General features: G+C 45.6%; 13 protein-coding genes. 3 read left to right on the top strand and 10 right to left on the bottom strand.

Translation table 11 applies throughout. The annotated features are described in order from the left end of the window. Positions 1-52: 52 nt before the first annotated feature. A complete protein-coding gene (locus ITG12_RS14545) occupies positions 53-979 on the top strand; it encodes a LysR substrate-binding domain-containing protein (protein WP_039976176.1) in 927 nt (308 codons plus the stop codon). A gap of 117 nt (positions 980-1,096) precedes the next feature. Here ITG12_RS14545 and fusA read toward each other — a convergent pair whose 3' ends face one another. Together fusA and radA are read right to left on the bottom strand one after the other, a co-directional pair. Then, positions 1,097-3,184, bottom strand: coding sequence for an elongation factor G (fusA, locus tag ITG12_RS14540; RefSeq protein WP_038865922.1), 2,088 nt, complete (start codon positions 3,182-3,184; stop codon positions 1,097-1,099). Positions 3,185-3,401: 217 nt separating this feature from the next. Then, complete coding sequence (gene radA, locus ITG12_RS14535; RefSeq protein ID WP_038865921.1) at positions 3,402-4,781, bottom strand: DNA repair protein RadA; 1,380 nt, start codon at positions 4,779-4,781, stop codon at positions 3,402-3,404. Positions 4,782-4,932: 151 nt separating this feature from the next. On the opposite strand from radA, the gene ITG12_RS14530 reads away from it, so the two are divergent. Beyond that, a complete protein-coding gene (locus tag ITG12_RS14530) occupies positions 4,933-7,281 on the top strand; it encodes a PilZ domain-containing protein (protein ID WP_248873159.1) in 2,349 nt (782 codons plus the stop codon). 56 nt (positions 7,282-7,337) lie between these two features. Here ITG12_RS14530 and serB read toward each other — a convergent pair whose 3' ends face one another. After that, the gene (gene serB, locus ITG12_RS14525; protein ID WP_038865916.1) at positions 7,338-8,318 is read right to left on the bottom strand and encodes a phosphoserine phosphatase; all 981 of its coding nucleotides are present in this window, start codon (positions 8,316-8,318) and stop codon (positions 7,338-7,340) included. 91 nt (positions 8,319-8,409) lie between these two features. On the opposite strand from serB, the gene ITG12_RS14520 reads away from it, so the two are divergent. After that, positions 8,410-9,015 (top strand): YtjB family periplasmic protein, encoded by a 606-nt coding sequence (locus ITG12_RS14520; RefSeq protein WP_038878983.1) that lies wholly within the window; start codon positions 8,410-8,412, stop codon positions 9,013-9,015. A gap of 90 nt (positions 9,016-9,105) precedes the next feature. Here the strand turns inward: ITG12_RS14520 and deoD are convergent, their stop codons facing one another. The 7 genes from deoD to ITG12_RS14485 form a co-directional block, all read right to left on the bottom strand. Beyond that, positions 9,106-9,825 carry a purine-nucleoside phosphorylase gene (deoD, locus tag ITG12_RS14515; protein ID WP_038865914.1) on the bottom strand — a complete coding sequence of 240 codons (720 nt, stop codon included), beginning with the start codon at positions 9,823-9,825 and terminating at the stop codon, positions 9,106-9,108. Positions 9,826-9,970: 145 nt separating this feature from the next. After that, a complete protein-coding gene (locus ITG12_RS14510) occupies positions 9,971-11,191 on the bottom strand; it encodes a phosphopentomutase (RefSeq protein ID WP_038878980.1) in 1,221 nt (406 codons plus the stop codon). A gap of 68 nt (positions 11,192-11,259) precedes the next feature. After that, on the bottom strand, positions 11,260-12,588 hold the full coding sequence (deoA, locus tag ITG12_RS14505; RefSeq protein ID WP_038865909.1) for a thymidine phosphorylase: 1,329 nt from the start codon (positions 12,586-12,588) through the stop codon (positions 11,260-11,262). Between the two features lie 99 nt (positions 12,589-12,687). Further along, positions 12,688-13,464 carry a deoxyribose-phosphate aldolase gene (gene deoC / locus ITG12_RS14500; protein ID WP_038865907.1) on the bottom strand — a complete coding sequence of 259 codons (777 nt, stop codon included), beginning with the start codon at positions 13,462-13,464 and terminating at the stop codon, positions 12,688-12,690. Between the two features lie 580 nt (positions 13,465-14,044). Next, positions 14,045-15,328, bottom strand: coding sequence for a NupC/NupG family nucleoside CNT transporter (locus ITG12_RS14495; protein WP_038865906.1), 1,284 nt, complete (start codon positions 15,326-15,328; stop codon positions 14,045-14,047). A gap of 204 nt (positions 15,329-15,532) precedes the next feature. Further along, positions 15,533-16,306 carry a TatD family hydrolase gene (locus ITG12_RS14490; RefSeq protein WP_038878976.1) on the bottom strand — a complete coding sequence of 258 codons (774 nt, stop codon included), beginning with the start codon at positions 16,304-16,306 and terminating at the stop codon, positions 15,533-15,535. Beyond that, positions 16,293-16,460: a DUF5363 family protein gene (locus ITG12_RS14485; RefSeq protein ID WP_158001440.1), complete on the bottom strand. Its 168-nt coding sequence runs from the start codon at positions 16,458-16,460 to the stop codon at positions 16,293-16,295. The genes ITG12_RS14490 and ITG12_RS14485 overlap by 14 nt, the downstream gene beginning before the upstream one ends. Positions 16,461-16,567 lie beyond the last annotated feature (107 nt).

Below are 16,567 nucleotides of genomic sequence, written 5' to 3'. Positions count from 1 at the left end.
ACCCTGTAATGCTCAAACGATAGAATCTGACATTGAGTTAAGGAAAACTAATGTGAAAGAGCGGATGCCACCATTACAGGGACTGTATTACTTCTATATCGCAGCAAAGGAAGGCAGCTTTAAAGTTGCAGCAACACACTTGTTTGTGACTCCAGCAGCGATTAGCCAACAGATACGTCAATTGGAAGCTTTTCTTGGTACCGATTTATTTGTGCGCCAACACCGTAAGATACTTCTCACTCCAGAGGGCAATTTGCTTTTTGCTCAAGCTGAACGAGGGTTTAATCACCTTCAACAAGGTGTGCGTTTGATTAACCAAGATCCCAACCCGAATCACCTCTCTATTTCAACCTTGCCATCTTTCGCCCATCATTGGTTGGTTCCTCGTATTACCGCTTTTCGACAAAGGCACCCTGAGTTATCACTACTGATGGAGCCCACCAATGAACTGGTATCATTTCAAGATAGTCAGATTGACCTGTGTGTTCGTTACGGCCGTGGCGATTACCCAAACTTAGAGTCTCAGTGGTTGATGGATGAGGCTTTTTATCCGGCTTGTCATCCCATTTATCAAAAGGAACACGGAATCTATCGGGTTGAAGATTTACACAAAGCAGAACTGATTGAGGATTTGTGGCCAGATTTAGATTGGTGTTTGTGGCTAGAGACACTAGGCCATAAGTCAGCCAAGCCAACCCTTAAATACAGTGGATCTCATTTAGTACTGGAAGGTGCACTGTCTCTACAAGGTGTCGCTTTGGTTAAGCACAGCTTGGCGTATCGTTATATTCAAGAAGGTAAACTGGTTCGAATTGGCGATATAGGAATTCAACCCAAATATGCTTATTACCTTTGCGCTCCCACTGGTTACCTGAAACGACCAAAAGCACTATCGTTTAGCCAGTGGATAAAAGAAGAGATTGCTGAGTTTGAAAAGACCACGGTTAGAGACTTTGAGACCATAACCTTGGCTCAATAAAACTAAGATTTAATGACGAGCCCAGTAACAAGTGCTATTGATAGAAAGTGAGAGAACAGATAGTAAAAAGCCCCGCACTAGGCGAGGCTTTGAGATTTTAAAGAGTTAACTTAAGAATTACTTCTTACCGTCACGCTCTTTAACTTCTGCGATTACTTGCTCAGCAACGTTTGCTGGACATGCTGAGTAGTGTGCGAACTCCATAGAGAACTGACCACGACCAGAAGTGATAGTACGTAGGTGACCGATGTAACCAAACATTTCTGATAGAGGAACGTCAGCTTTAATACGAACACCTGTAGTACCAGCTTGTTGGTCTTTGATCATACCACGACGACGGTTAAGGTCACCGATTACGTCACCAACGTTGTCTTCTGGAGTGAACACGTCAACGTTCATGATTGGCTCAAGAAGTTGCGCGCCTGCTTTAGGCATAGACTGACGGAATGCACCTTTCGCTGCGATTTCGTAAGCGATTGCTGATGAGTCAACTGCGTGGAAACCACCGTCGAATAGTTCAACTTCAACGTCTAGAGTTGGGAAGCCAGCTAGAACACCAGTATCCATCATTGACGCAAAGCCTTTCTCAACTGCAGGCCAGAATTCTTTAGGTACGTTACCACCAACAACTGTTGATTTGAACGTGAAGCCAGAGTTTGGCTCACCTGGTTTGATACGGTAGTCGATCTTACCGAACTGACCAGAACCACCAGACTGTTTCTTGTGCGTGTAGCTATCTTCAACTGGTTTAGTGATAGTTTCACGGTAAGCTACCTGTGGAGCACCTACTTCTAGCTCAACGCCGTAAGTACGCTTAAGGATGTCTACCTTGATGTCTAGGTGAAGTTCACCCATACCTTTCAGGATAGTTTCACCTGAATCTTCATCAGTCTCAACTTGGAATGATGGATCTTCTGCAACCATTTTACCGATCGCGATACCCATTTTCTCAGTAGAACCTTTGTCTTTTGGAGAAACAGCAATAGAGATTACTGGTTCTGGGAAGATCATAGCTTCTAGAGTACATTCGTGCTTAGGATCACATAGAGTGTGACCAGTTTGAACGTTCTTCATACCTACTACAGCGATGATGTCACCAGCTTGAGCTTCAGTAAGTTCGTTACGTTCGTCAGCTTGCATCTCACACATACGACCGATACGCTCAGTCTTACCAGTTGCAGAGTTAAGGATTGTGTCACCCTTCTTCATGCGACCAGAGTAGATACGGATAAATGTTAGTGCACCAAAACGGTCGTCCATGATCTTGAACGCAAGTGCTTTTAGTGGCGCGTCAGCGTCTACTGTAGCTACTTCACCTGTTGCTTCACCAGTTTCTGGATCTGTTAGAGGCTGAGGATCAACTTCGTTTGGAGCTGGTAGGTAATCTACAACAGCGTCAAGGATAAGTTGCATGCCTTTGTTTTTGAATGCAGAACCACAGAACGTTGGGAAGAACGCTAGATCACGAGTACCTTTACGGATACAAGTTTTTAGTTGCTCGATAGTCGGCTCTTCGCCTTCCATGTAAGCTTCCATTAGGTCGTCGTCTTGCTCTACAGCAGTTTCAACTAGCTCTTCACGGTACTGTTCTAGGTCATCAAGCATGTCCGCAGGAACGTCTTGGATTTCGTAGTTTTCTGGTAGACCTGTGTCATCCCAAACGTAAGCTTTACGGTTTAGTACGTCTACAACACCAACGAAATCGTCTTCACGACCGATTGGTAGAGTCATAACTAGTGGGTTTGCACCTAGTACGTTCTTAACTTGGTCAACAACGTTGAAGAAGTCTGCACCCATACGGTCTAGTTTGTTTACGAAGATCAGACGAGCAACTTCTGAGTCGTTCGCGTAACGCCAGTTTGTTTCTGACTGAGGCTCAACACCACCAGAACCACAGAATACACCGATACCACCGTCAAGAACTTTAAGTGAACGGTATACTTCAACTGTAAAGTCTACGTGTCCAGGAGTGTCGATTACGTTCAGGCGGTGACCGTTCCACTCACAAGTTACTGCTGCAGACTGGATTGTAATACCACGCTCAGCTTCTTGCTCCATGAAGTCAGTTGTAGACTCGCCGTCGTGTACTTCACCAGTCTTATGGATTTTACCAGTAAGCTTCAGGATACGCTCAGTTGTGGTAGTTTTACCCGCATCAACGTGCGCGAAAATACCAATGTTTCTGTATTTTGATAAATCAGTCATTGTCTTACTCTGTTAATAAGGTATAAAGTGCGCGCAGAGTATATCACAATCTGTCAAGACGGATACCTTTGCGTGCCATTGGAACAAAAAAAATTTTAACGTCGATTTTCCACCCTCAAATAATAGTCAAACTTCGCAATTTGTGTGCTTAATTCAAGAATAATGAGGATGGATTCAACATTATTGTTACCCCTTAAATTGGGGCACAAGATGGCATTTACAACTCATCAAATGCTTCGATGGCCTCCGAGAGTTTTTTCACACCATGGATTTGCATACCAGGAATTCCACCCTTAGGCATATTCGCCGCTGGCACTATCGCTTTCTTAAAGCCGTGTTTAAATGCTTCATTTAAACGCTCTTGGCCACTTGGTACTGGGCGAATCTCACCCGCCAAGCCAACCTCACCAAACACGACAACATCTTTCGGTAACGGGCGATCGCGGAAACTCGATAAAAGCGCCATAACTAACGCAAGGTCAGCACTGGTTTCTGTCACTTTTACACCACCGACGACATTCACGAACACATCTTGGTCTGCCATTTGAAGACCACCATGCTTATGCAGTACCGCTAATAATAAAGACAGGCGGTTTTGTTCTAGGCCAACCGCAACACGACGCGGGTTTGCCAGTTGTGAGTAGTCCACTAGCGCTTGAATCTCTACTAATAGAGGACGCGTACCTTCCCACACCACCATAACGGAAGAACCCGATGTTTCCTCTTCACCACGGGATAGGAAAATCGCCGAAGGGTTATTGACCTCTTTCAGTCCCTGCCCCGTCATGGCAAATACGCCGAGCTCGTTCACAGCACCGAAACGGTTTTTATGGCTACGCAAAGTACGGAAGCGGCTGTCAGTGCCACCATCGAGCAGAACTGAACAGTCAATAATGTGCTCAAGTACTTTCGGGCCGGCAAGGGTACCATCTTTTGTTACGTGACCAACAATAAAGACGGCGACATTGTTTTGCTTTGCGTATCTCGTTAATGCCGTTGCTGATTCACGTACCTGCGCTACACTGCCCGGTGACGACTGAACGTCAGACACGTGCATAACTTGAATCGAGTCGATAACCATAATGCGAGGTTGCTCTTTCTCGGCGATTTGGCAAATTTTATCGACATTCGTTTCCGACAACATCTTTAGATGGTCTTTCGGCAGCCCAAGGCGAGAGGCTCGCATCGCGACTTGTTGCAAAGACTCTTCCCCCGTCACATACAAGGTTGGCATTTGAGAAGAGAGTAAGCACATGGTTTGCAGTAATAAGGTCGACTTACCCGCACCAGGGCTACCACCAATCAAAATCGCAGCGCCAGGAACAACACCACCGCCTAGAACACGGTCTAGTTCTTTAAAACCACTGGTGAATCTTGGGACTTCTTGTAAATCGATTTCCGATAAGGTTTGAACTTTCGATTCTGTTGCTGAACCAGCATAACCACTCAAGCGTTCATTGCGCGCAACCGTCGGAGAGGCTGCAATACGAACTTCAGTAATCGTATTCCACGCGCCACATGCGTTACATTGCCCCTGCCAACGCGGGAAGTCTGCGCCACAATCATTACAAACATATGCTCGTTTTGCTTTCGCCATGATGCCTCGATTTTTTCAACACTCGGTTTTTTCAACAAATGTGACCAAGCACAGCCATGTCAGACCTTATATGAGCAGAACTATTGATATACTCAAGTTTTGCTTTGCTTAGCCGATATAATTCGAATAACGACATACTTTAACAGAAATAATGCAGCAATCTGAAATTCTCTCGCTCGCAGAACGCCTCATCCCTGTTTATGGCGCTGATGACTTTGATTTCGTCCTGGGTCAATTGACTGAAGGAGAGCCACCATCGGCCAAAATTCTAGTAAAGATGGAGCTCAACCGTGTCATGGCTCCTTGTAAAAAGAGCATTGATTTGCGAGGTCGAGTGAAAGGTGAATGTCGTGAATACTTATTAGATGGCATTCCACATTGGCTGGATGACGTCGCCTTTAACGCTTACCACAAGAACCTGAAAAAGTACGGTGGTTACACCGAGGGCATGTGGGAGGCTTTGGTCAACACACGCAATAACTTCCGTGTGATGAGCAAAAATAATGGTAAGAGTGAAGAACGATCGCTGACCGATCCGCAAAGCCCTTTTCTTGCAGAGCCTGTGCACCTTGGGTATGACCTAAAACGTCAAGAGAAGCGTTTAAAAGTACAGTCCCAAGTGGAAATCGTTCGTTCAAAAGAGCAAGTTATCCATGGGTTGAGCATCGACCTTTCTTGTTCGGGGGCGAAATTCAAAGTCCCTAGCGCTTTTAAATACAGTCTGGGAGAAGTCATTCAGGTGACTTTTACTGAGTTTGCGAGCAAGTCTCAGGTCGCTGGCATTGAAAAGCCAATGACCTATCGTGTTCTGGCCGTAGATGATTGTTATGAAAATGACTCGATTCGCTACCTAAGAACGATTCGCCTGACGGAAACCAACATCATCGCTCGTGTGATTGACGAAGCACTAAACAGTGCAGCAAAACGAGCTCGTCATGACAACCAAGATAAAATCATTCGCGCTCGAACTCGTGGTTACGAGCACATTGCTCTCAAGCACACGAGCAATCTACCTCTGTTCTTCGAAGGTAGCGAACTTAAGTTAGCCATGTTAACGCCAAATAACCAAAAGTTATGGCAGTACTGGCACGATGAACGTAATCAGCAAGTATTTGGTTCGTTGTTCCATGAGCAAAGAATGGCATCGCTTATTACGCCTGGAGTTAAAGGAACAACCAATGTGCTTTATTCCTTTACCCATGAGCATGAAAATAAAACCTACTTCTATTCAATGCTCCGTCCAGAAGCGACTAGAGAACAACGCCAACTGTTTTGGCACTTAGGTGCAAAACGTTCAAGTTGGCGTGCGTTCCGTATTTCAATTTTTGAACTCTCTGAACAAGAGAAAAATGACCTTGCAGCGTTCTCTTCTGAGCTTGCTGAAAGCTCACAAAGACTAACACATGTCGGTATTTTGCAAGAGATCGCTGATGATAAATCCGGTCAAGATTACCTACTGACGGAGAAACCTCGTGTTCCTGCGAACACATTAAATTCATTTCGTCAGCCGAGGAAGATCATTGGCAGTCCTAAAGGTATCTATTTCGATGCGCAATCACGTCGCAAGGAACCTCGCTACCGTTTCAAAACACCGTTGGTATTGGATGCTGGCAACCTAAAAGCCGCTGGTTTCACCATGGATATTTCCAAACGTGGCTTGGGCATCAGGTTAGATGAACCTACTGCGCTGCGTTCAGGGCAAGAGGTTCACATCAATTTCCGTGAGTTGCAGCTCTACGATAAGAAACTGCCCCTATCCGAGGTACCTTATCGTATTATTCGAGTGAGTCCTGATGGCCGTAGTGTGCAAATGGTGATAGACGAAGACAGCAAAACCATGCGCGTGATTGCTTTCTTTAATAGCATTATTGAACACAACCAAGACAAACTCATTCAACAAAAAGAGGTGCTACCAAGTAACCCATTGCTAGAAAGGCTGCACAGCGTGTTACTTTCTCGTACCTTGAGTACTCCGATCTTTATTAGTAAAAGTGCCACCTCTTCGGTTAAAACACCAGTGATAGGGGTGAACTTCCCACTTCCAAAACACATCGAGTTGTACGCTCGCTTGGGCCACAATCAACTGTTCTCGCTAGAACCTCTGTTTAAGGGTCGCTCCAGCACATTGATTGCCGACCCCATCAAGCGTATCGATGGCGCACAAGCAAGACATCAAGACATTTATATCAGCCTGATGAAGGTAGGCAGCAAGATCACGGGCCTCGAGTCTAAACTGCACCAAGATTTCACCAGTGTGAAAGAGCGCATTCAATTTATTAAGAAAGCGCGCATGATGGGCGAGTTCTATGCCACACGTATTTCAACCGCGCCGATCTTTGATCCAATGACCTCTTTGCTGCGCCAAGATTTGAGCGACCTGACTCAATTTGGTGTCCATCAAGCCAGCAAGTTAGAAAAAGAACTGACTGCTCTCGTCGGTTACAGTGAGTTTGAAGACATCACGGAAGAGGTCGTCGTCAGGCTTGAACTCACCGAATAAAGAAACACCGCCAACTATAGGCGGTGTTTTCTATTGGTCGGTCTTAAACCTTGAGCTTATGGCTTTGCTTGCCAGCTGATTTTCTGTTGCTTAACCAAAGCGCCTGACAGAATGCATAACACTCCACCGAGCCCCGCAAATCGAACTGATGTCTGCGCTTGTTGCTCGACCTTTGGTTTCGCATGATAAGCAATACCTAGCCCTGCTGCAGACATCATCACCAAGTCATTGGCTCCATCGCCTACGGCCACTGTATTGTGTTGTTCAATGTCATACTCTTCTGCAAGTTCAACCAAGATATCCGCTTTTGTTTGTGCAGAGACAACATCGCCAAGTACCTGACCGGTCAACTTGCCATCGATAATTTCCAATTGGTTCGATTGAGCAAAGTCCAAGCCAACTTTGTCTTTGATGAAATCAGAAAAATAAGTAAAGCCACCGGAAGCAATCGCCGTCTTCCAACCTAATGCTTTAAAGGTCGCAATCAGCGCTTCAAAGTCAGGCATAAATGGTAGTTGGCTACGTACTTGTTCCAAAATCGCTTCATCGGAACCTTTCAGTTTACCCACGCGCTGACGCAAACTTTGTTCGAAATCCAAGTCCCCTTGCATGGCTCGTTCGGTGACTTCTGCCACTTCTTCACCAACGCCTGCCAGCTTAGCGATTTCATCAATACACTCGATTTGAATCGCCGTCGAATCCATATCGAAAACCACCAGCCCTGGCGTAGAGAGATCCGGCACTTCATTAAGCGACGCATAATCAAGGTTAAGGTTCTTCAAAATGATTTCGTGCTCTGGAGTGAGTTGCCCAGCCATCAATGCAACTTCATACTGCCCAACTTTCCAAGTGTCTAAGATTGGATTGTAGAAACCAGTAAAAAAATCGATGTCTTCGAAGTTACGGGGCTCAAGATGTTCACCAAACACAATCCAGTTAGCCTTGGCTTTATCAAGCTGGGTGGCAAAGCGAGTTTCGGGTAGTCGTTTTAAAAGAGTCGTATGCCTTCTGATAGGCAAGCTTTTTGACGCGTCCATGTATATAATCCCTTGTGACTTTGCTAAAACGTTACCTCAACAAGCTAAAAAGGCAAGTCTTTGTTTTGTTTTGAATGGACGAGTAAACAGCATGAGTGAATCCCTGTTCTCAGTGAGGAATGCCCTACGAATCCTAGCGCTGATCCTGCTATGCGTGATGCTATTTATCACCATAAAAAACAGTGTCGTGATCAGTAAGGGCAACGAGAAGATTCAAGCACAGCAGCTTGAAACACTGACAAAAGTTTTGATTTCGCAAGCGTCGTTATCCGCTAGTGAAATGATCATAAATAAAGATCAAGAAAGTCTACTTAAGTTAACCAACCAACTTGCGCAAGACCGTTTAGTATTTGATGCCACCATCTATGATGCGCAAGGTGTACGTTTGGCTTCCAGTGAAGAGGCGCTTTCGGTACGTGAAGTGCTAGGATTAGATACACCGCTGGCGACAGCCTCTATCGGGCGCCAACAATTGGTCGAGCCCGTATCGGCTGATGGCGCTGTGATTGGTTTTGTTCGCGTGACCTTTGAAACAGGTAGTGTAACAGCGATTTCCGATCACCATTACCGTAAGAGCGATCGCTACATGTACATGATGGTTCTGATGAGCTTTGTGTGCGGCATGCTGTTCATTATGATTTTACGCAGACAACCAATCCGCCGTAAAAAAGGTGAAAACCTGTTACTGACAAAGTAGCTCTCATTCGATCTCGGATAAAAAAACAGCCCGCACAATGCGGGCTGTTTTTGTAATGCTTTAAAGCGAAAAGAACGCTATCCCTTCGTCTTACTCTTCATCGCCTAGTAGTACTGAATCAAGTGCAATCAGCATCATATCGTTAAACGTATTTTGACGCTCTTCAGATGTGGTTTGCTCGCCAGTCTTGATGTGGTCAGAAACAGTACAGATAGTCAGAGCTTTCGCGCCATACTCTGCTGCAACGCCGTAGATACCTGCCGCTTCCATTTCCACACCTACGATACCGTACTTGTCCATTACGTCGAACATTTCTGGATCTGGCGTGTAGAACAGCTCTGCAGAGAATAGGTTACCTACTTTCACGTCTACGCCGCGAGCTTTTGCTGCTTCTTCTGCTGCACGAACCATTTTGTAGTCAGCGATAGCGGCAAAGTCATGACCTTTGAAGCGAATGCGGTTCACTTTAGAGTCTGTACATGCGCCCATACCGATCACAACATCACGTACTTTGATGTCTTCGTTCACAGCGCCACAGCTACCTACACGGATCACTTTCTTAACGCCGAAGTCTTTGATTAGCTCAGTCACGTAGATTGAACAAGATGGGATACCCATACCATGGCCCATTACTGAGATCTTACGACCTTTGTAAGTGCCTGTGTAACCAAACATATTACGAACGTCACACACTTGAACAACATCTTCAAGGAAAGTCTCTGCGATGTATTTTGCACGTAGTGGGTCACCCGGCATTAGAACGACGTCTGCGAAAGCACCCATTTCTGCGTTGATATGTGGAGTTGCCATGTTTCTTTTCCTTAACCTGTCTCTAGCGATCCGCGCTGCTGTTGGCGGTTTTGGCTAGAATATTCTCATTTCCGACAAGCAACATTTTCATGCTGCGAACATAAAACTAGGAGCATGATGCTCCTAGTTTTCAAAACCTAAATAATTATAGGAAGTTCTTACCGTAATCCATTGGGGAAATACCGAAGTACGTTGCCAATGTTTGACCGATATCAGCAAAGCTGTCACGACGGCCTAGTGAACCTGCTGGTACTTTCTTACCGTAAACAATCACTGGGATGTGCTCACGAGTGTGGTCTGTACCTGGCCATGTTGGGTCACAGCCGTGATCCGCCGTGAGGATAAGCACATCGTCTTCTTCCATAATATCCAGCACTTCGTTGATACGACCATCGAAGTACTCAAGTGCCGCGGCGTAACCTGCTACATCACGACGGTGACCGTAAGCTGAATCGAAGTCCACGAAGTTAGTGAATACGATCGTATTGTCACCCGCTTCTTTGATTTGCTCTAGTGTTGCTTCGAACAAGGCAGGGATACCTGTCGCTTTCACTTTCTTCGTGATACCGCAGTTTGCGTAGATATCCGCAATCTTACCGATAGAAACCACCTTGCCTTGCTTCTCTTCAACGAGTTTCTGTAGAACCGTTGCTGATGGTGGCTCAACAGAAAGGTCACGACGGTTACCTGTACGCTCGAATTGACCTTTACCTGCACCAACGAATGGACGCGCGATAACACGACCGATGTTGTAATCTTCTAGCTCTTCACGTGCAATTTGGCAAAGCTCTAGTAGGCGGTCTAGACCGAATGTCTCTTCATGACATGCGATTTGGAATACAGAGTCAGCTGATGTATAGAAGATTGGCTTGCCAGTCTTCATGTGCTCTTCACCCAGATCGTCAAGAACTTGAGTTCCCGATGCGTGGCAGTTACCTAGGAAACCGTCCAGACCAGCACGCTCAAGAATGCGGTCAGTCAGCTCTTTCGGGAAGCTGTTCGCTTTGTCAGTGAAGTAACCCCAATCAAACAGAACAGGAACACCTGCGATTTCCCAGTGACCAGACGGCGTGTCTTTACCTGAAGAAAGCTCTGCTGCGTGACCGTACGCACCGATGATCTCTGCGTCTGCATCTAGACCAGGAGCAAAACGACCTGTTGACTCTTTATGTGCCATTGCCAAACCCAGTTTAGATAGGTTTGGAAGACGAAGCGCGCCTTCACGTTTATCGTTGTTTGCTAAGCCTTGTTCACACTGGTCAGCAATATGACCAAGCGTGTCCGAACCTACGTCACCAAATTGCTTCGCATCAGCGGTTTCGCCGATACCGAATGAGTCTAGTACTAAAATAAATGCTCTTTTCATTGCTCGTTCCTTAGGCCCACTCGGCTTCTAATTATGATTGAGTAGGCCTTGTGTAATTACTTGTTCGATTAAAGATCTTCTGCACGGATTTGGCGGTAGACCTCTGGCGTTGGTGTGTATTCTCCGCCTACTTTAATTGCGCTGCGAAGCGCTTTTGCCGCTTCTTCCCACTGCTCTTCTGTGCGAGCATGGATCACCGCTAAAGGCTTGTCACTGTCCGCTACTTCGCCTAAACGAATGAAGTTATCAAAACCAACCGCGTAGTCGATTTCATCTGTTGCTACACGACGACCACCGCCCATAGAAACCACAGCCATGCCGATTGCACGAGTATCCATCGCAGATACAACGCCCGTTTCAGTTGCGTATACTGGTTTGATGATTTCCGCTTTCTCTAGGTAATTATCGTAGTTTTCTACGAAATCTGCTGGGCCACCTAGACCGGCGATCATCTTACCAAAGCACTCAGCCGCTTTGCCGTTATCTAGTGCTTCCATCAATTTCGCACGTGCGTCTTCTGTGTTCTCAGCCAGTTTGCCAAGTACTAACATTTCAGCACATGAAGCCATGGTTACTTCAAGTAGACGAGGGTTACGGTATTCACCTGTTAGGAAACGAACCGCTTCGCGTACTTCCACTGCGTTACCCGCCGAAGACGCCAATACTTGGTTCATGTCCGTTAGGATAGCGGTTGTCTTAGTACCAGCACCGTTTGCTACTGCTACGATTGATTTTGCTAGCTCTTCAGACGCTTCGTAAGTTGGCATGAATGCGCCAGAACCTACTTTTACGTCCATCACTAGAGATTCAAGACCTGCAGCAAGCTTCTTCGATAAAATCGACGCCGTGATCAGTGAAATATTATCTACTGTCGCTGTGATATCGCGGGTCGCGTAAACGCGCTTATCCGCTGGTGCTAGGTCACCCGTTTGACCGATAATTGCCACACCTGCGTCTTTGGTTACTTGACCAAATACGTCGTTTGTCGGTGTGATGTTGTAGCCAGGAATAGACTCAAGCTTATCCAGCGTACCGCCCGTATGGCCAAGACCACGACCAGAGATCATAGGTACGAAACCACCGCATGCAGCCACCATTGGACCAAGCATTAGAGAAGTCACGTCACCCACACCACCAGTAGAGTGCTTATCGACAATTGGACCACCAAAATTCATGTGGCTCCAATCGATAACCATACCTGAATCACGCATTGCACAGGTTAGTGCGATACGCTCTGGCATCGTCATTTCATTGAAGAAGATTGTCATAGCAAAAGCGGCGATCTGGCCTTCAGATACACTGTTGTTTGCTACGCCTTGAATAAAGAAGTTGATTTCGTCGGCTGTTAGAACTTCGCCGTCACGTTTTTTACGAATGATTTCTTGTGGTAAATACATTAGTGCCTCCCAAGCTCATAATGAGCCATGGTAAAAGTAGGATAGAAGAGGTTTGGTAGCACCAAAGCTGGTGCTACCGTTCAGACGCTTTTTTTGGAATTAGTACGCTGTTGGATCAGCGACTTGGTCCGATACTTCTAATGTATTTAGTAGGTTTGTTAGCAGGCTAGACGCACCGAAACGGTAGTGACGAGCATCAACCCAGTTGTCACCAAGGATTTCATCAGCCATTGCTAGGTATGCCGCTGCATCTTCAGCAGTACGCACACCACCTGCTGGTTTGAAACCAACAGATTCTGCAACACCCATATCACGAATAACTTCAAGCATCATGCGAGCGTATTCTGGTGTTGCGTTTACTGGCACTTTACCAGTTGAAGTTTTAATGAAGTCAGCACCTGCTTCGATACAGATTTGAGATGCTTTCTTGATTAGCGCTTCTTCTTTTAGTTCACCTGTTTCGATGATCACTTTAAGAAGGATATCACCACAAGCTTCTTTACATTGCTTAACTAGTTCGAAGCCAACTTTCTCGTTACCCGCCATTAGAGCGCGGTATGGGAAAACTACGTCTACTTCGTCTGCACCGTAAGCAACCGCCGCTTTTGTTTCAGCAACAGCGATGTCGATATCGTCGTTACCGTGTGGGAAGTTCGTTACAGTCGCAATGCGAACTTCTGGCGTACCTTGCTCACGAAGTGTCTTCTTAGCAATAGGAATAAAGCGAGGGTAAATACAGATTGCAGCTGTGTTGCCTACTGCAGTTTTCGCGTCATGACATAGCGAGATCACTTTTGCATCAGTGTCATCATCATTTAGCGTAGTAAGGTCCATAAGTTTCAGTGCACGTAGCGCTGCTGCTTTTAAATCGCTCATTTCTATCTCCGATCAATATTCAAAAAATTCACTACTCAGCTTCACATCACTTCTCTAACTATAATCAACAAGTAGAGACAGCGTGAGATTTTAGCTAAGCAGTCTATTAATGAACGGACTTGGTTCCCTGAAGACTCGGCATATACTGCGAAAAATCATATACCAATTGCTATCCTTGTCACCGCACAGTACCAGTTTGGCCTATGGCACAACAATCTATGATTGCGGTGTCTTTAATATCACATCACACAATAAAACGCTTGTGGGAACTGATATTGGAGGGCAATTCATTTGCCCATCGAGTATGTAATATTCACTCTGTGATTAAGTGGTTGTCAGAACCACCATTTCATGATTACTACATTATAGAGTTTCACCGCAAAACTGTAGCACCAAATAGAGCGCAAACGGTTTGTATCTCAAAATTTCCCAGCCCCTATTCCATCGACTGCGTAAGCGAATTGCATCGACCTACATACGATAAAATTTTCAGGCCTGAAAAACGAAAAATGCCCCGCAGCAATCTCTTGCTACAGGGCATGATTTAAAACGGCGTCTATATATTAAGAACCGATTCTAATTATAGTGCTGCAAGGCTAAGGCAGAAGCCTGCAATAGTCGCTGCCATTAGGTTAGACAACGTACCAGCAAGAACTGCTTTAATACCCATGCGAGCGATATCTGAACGACGGTTTGGTGCAAGGCTACCTAGACCACCAAGTAGAATCGCGATAGAAGAAAGGTTCGCGAAGCCACATAGTGCGAATGAGATGATAGCTGTTGTCTTAGCAGACATTACTTCACCAGTAGCTGCAACAACTTGAGCGCCTTCACCTAGGTAAGGTGTGAAGTTCAAGTATGCAACAAATTCGTTGATTACTAGTTTCTGACCGATGAATGAACCAGCAACAACTGCTTCGTCCCATGGAACACCGATTAGGAATGCTAGTGGAGAGAACGCGTAACCTAGGATAAGTTCTAGTGTTAGTTCAGGCATACCGAACCAACCACCGATGCCACCTAGCATACCGTTAACTAGAGCAATCAAACCAACGAATGCGATTAGCATTGCACCTACGTTTAGCGCAAGTTGTAGACCAGAAGCCGCACCGCCCGCTGCTGCGTCGATTACGTTAGCTGGTTTGTCGTCGCCACCGTCCATTGCTTCTTCGATATCTTCGTGAGGCTTATCAGTCTCTGGGTGAAGAATCTTAGCGAACAGTAGACCACCTGGTGCAGCCATGAATGATGCTGCTACTAGGTATTCTAGTGGAACACCCATAGATGCGTAACCTGCTAGTACACCACCAGCAACAGACGCTAGACCACCACACATTACCGCGAATAGCTCAGATTGAGTCATTTTTGGAACGAACGGACGAACAACTAGAGGCGCTTCTGTTTGACCTACGAAAATGTTAGCTGCTGCTGACATTGATTCCGCACGAGATGTGCCAAGCGCTTTCTGTAGTGCACCACCAAGAATCTTGATAACCCACTGCATAACGCCAATGTAGTAAAGAACTGAAATCAGTGCAGAGAAGAAGATCAGTGTAGGAAGAACGCGGAATGCGAAGATGAAACCGCCGCCGCCGAATACTTCGAACATCTTGTCAGAAACAAGACCACCGAATAGGAAAGATGAACCATCGTTACCGTAGTTGATAACGTTAGATACACCAGTAGAGAAACCGTTTAGTAGATCACGGCCCCAAGGTACGTAAAGAACAAATGCACCTAGGATAAATTGGATAGCAAATGCGCCACCCACAGTTCTAAAGTTGATAGCTTTTCGGTTATTAGAAAATGCAAATGCAATAGCAAGAAGCACTACCATACCGACTAGGCTCATAAACAGGCTCATAGTTTATGACTTCCTTATAAGTTATTTATTGGCGTGTTACAAAATGGAGCTATAAAGCGGGGGCAATTATACTCATCCCGAATCAATTAAAGTAATGCCACCCTCACACTTTCTTATAAGATTCATCATTGATTCACTCTCGTTTGTGAGTTATCTCACAATAAGAAGGAAAACGTTTTCGCTTTTAAACACCATCTTTAGATTTTATTCACATATAGAGAAGGCAGAATTGCTATTTTCCCATAGCTGAGACGCAATCGATTGCTTGTTTTCTATATGCAACGCAGACAGCTCATTTAAGACATAAATGAGTTTTGAAGGGTGATTCGGTTCGCCCTGATAGCCAAGTATAGGCATATCTGGAGCATCGGTTTCGAGTACAAGATGTTGCAGTGGTAACCTTTGAATCGCGTCGCGTGTTTTGTTCGCTCTTGGGTAGGTAATTGTGCCCCCAACTCCGATAAGAAAACCTAATCGAACCCACTCCATCGCCTGTTGATAACTGCCAGAGAAAGCATGCAACACACCCCCTTTCGGCAACTTAGCGGCTTTGACCATTTGGATGAGACGATTGTGTGCTTTTCGGCTGTGTAAAATAACGGGTAGTTCGAATCGTTTTGCCAGTTTGAACTGTAATTTGAGCGCCTGCTCTTGAAGCTCGGCGGGAACCTTGATAGCAAAGTCTAAACCACACTCCCCTATCGCAACGCATTGTCGGTTGCGTGAGGAAAGCAGAGATTCGAGCTCAGGAACAAACTGCTCAAACTCTTGTTGTAGAAAATAGGGATGAAAACCCAGCGCGTAATAAAGATGAGAGTATTGATTGGCCAGCTCTTGAATACGAGCCCAGTTACTCGGCCCGATAGACGGAATCAAGATACGCTCTACCCCTTGCTCACGAGCAAGGTCGACTTGGTGAGCAAAATCCTGTTGAAAGACGTCAAAGTCAAAATGGCAGTGGGTATCAAACAGTTTCATTGTTTGCTTTCCCTTGCTCTGCTTTTTTAGCAGGCTCGTCTTCATGAACTGGGTCTTGTTTATACGGCACACAACTGCGCTTTTGATCAGGCGTCAGCCCCATCTCTTTGCACCAATCGTCATAGCGTTTGAGCCCTTTCTTAAACCAGTTCATCACACTTCCTTTTTAGCTAATAGAATTCGCGTTGCGCCAAATAAAAAGCCGCCGTTAGCTAAGTGTATAGCTAACGGCGGCTTATGATCTAGTACGCAATATAAAGC

It is taken from the genome of Vibrio sp. ED002 (assembly GCF_023277445.1).
Taxonomy (GTDB): domain Bacteria; phylum Pseudomonadota; class Gammaproteobacteria; order Enterobacterales; family Vibrionaceae; genus Vibrio; species Vibrio jasicida.
The sequence above is the reverse complement of the archived record's forward strand: the minus strand, read 5'-3'. Positions and strand labels throughout refer to the sequence as shown.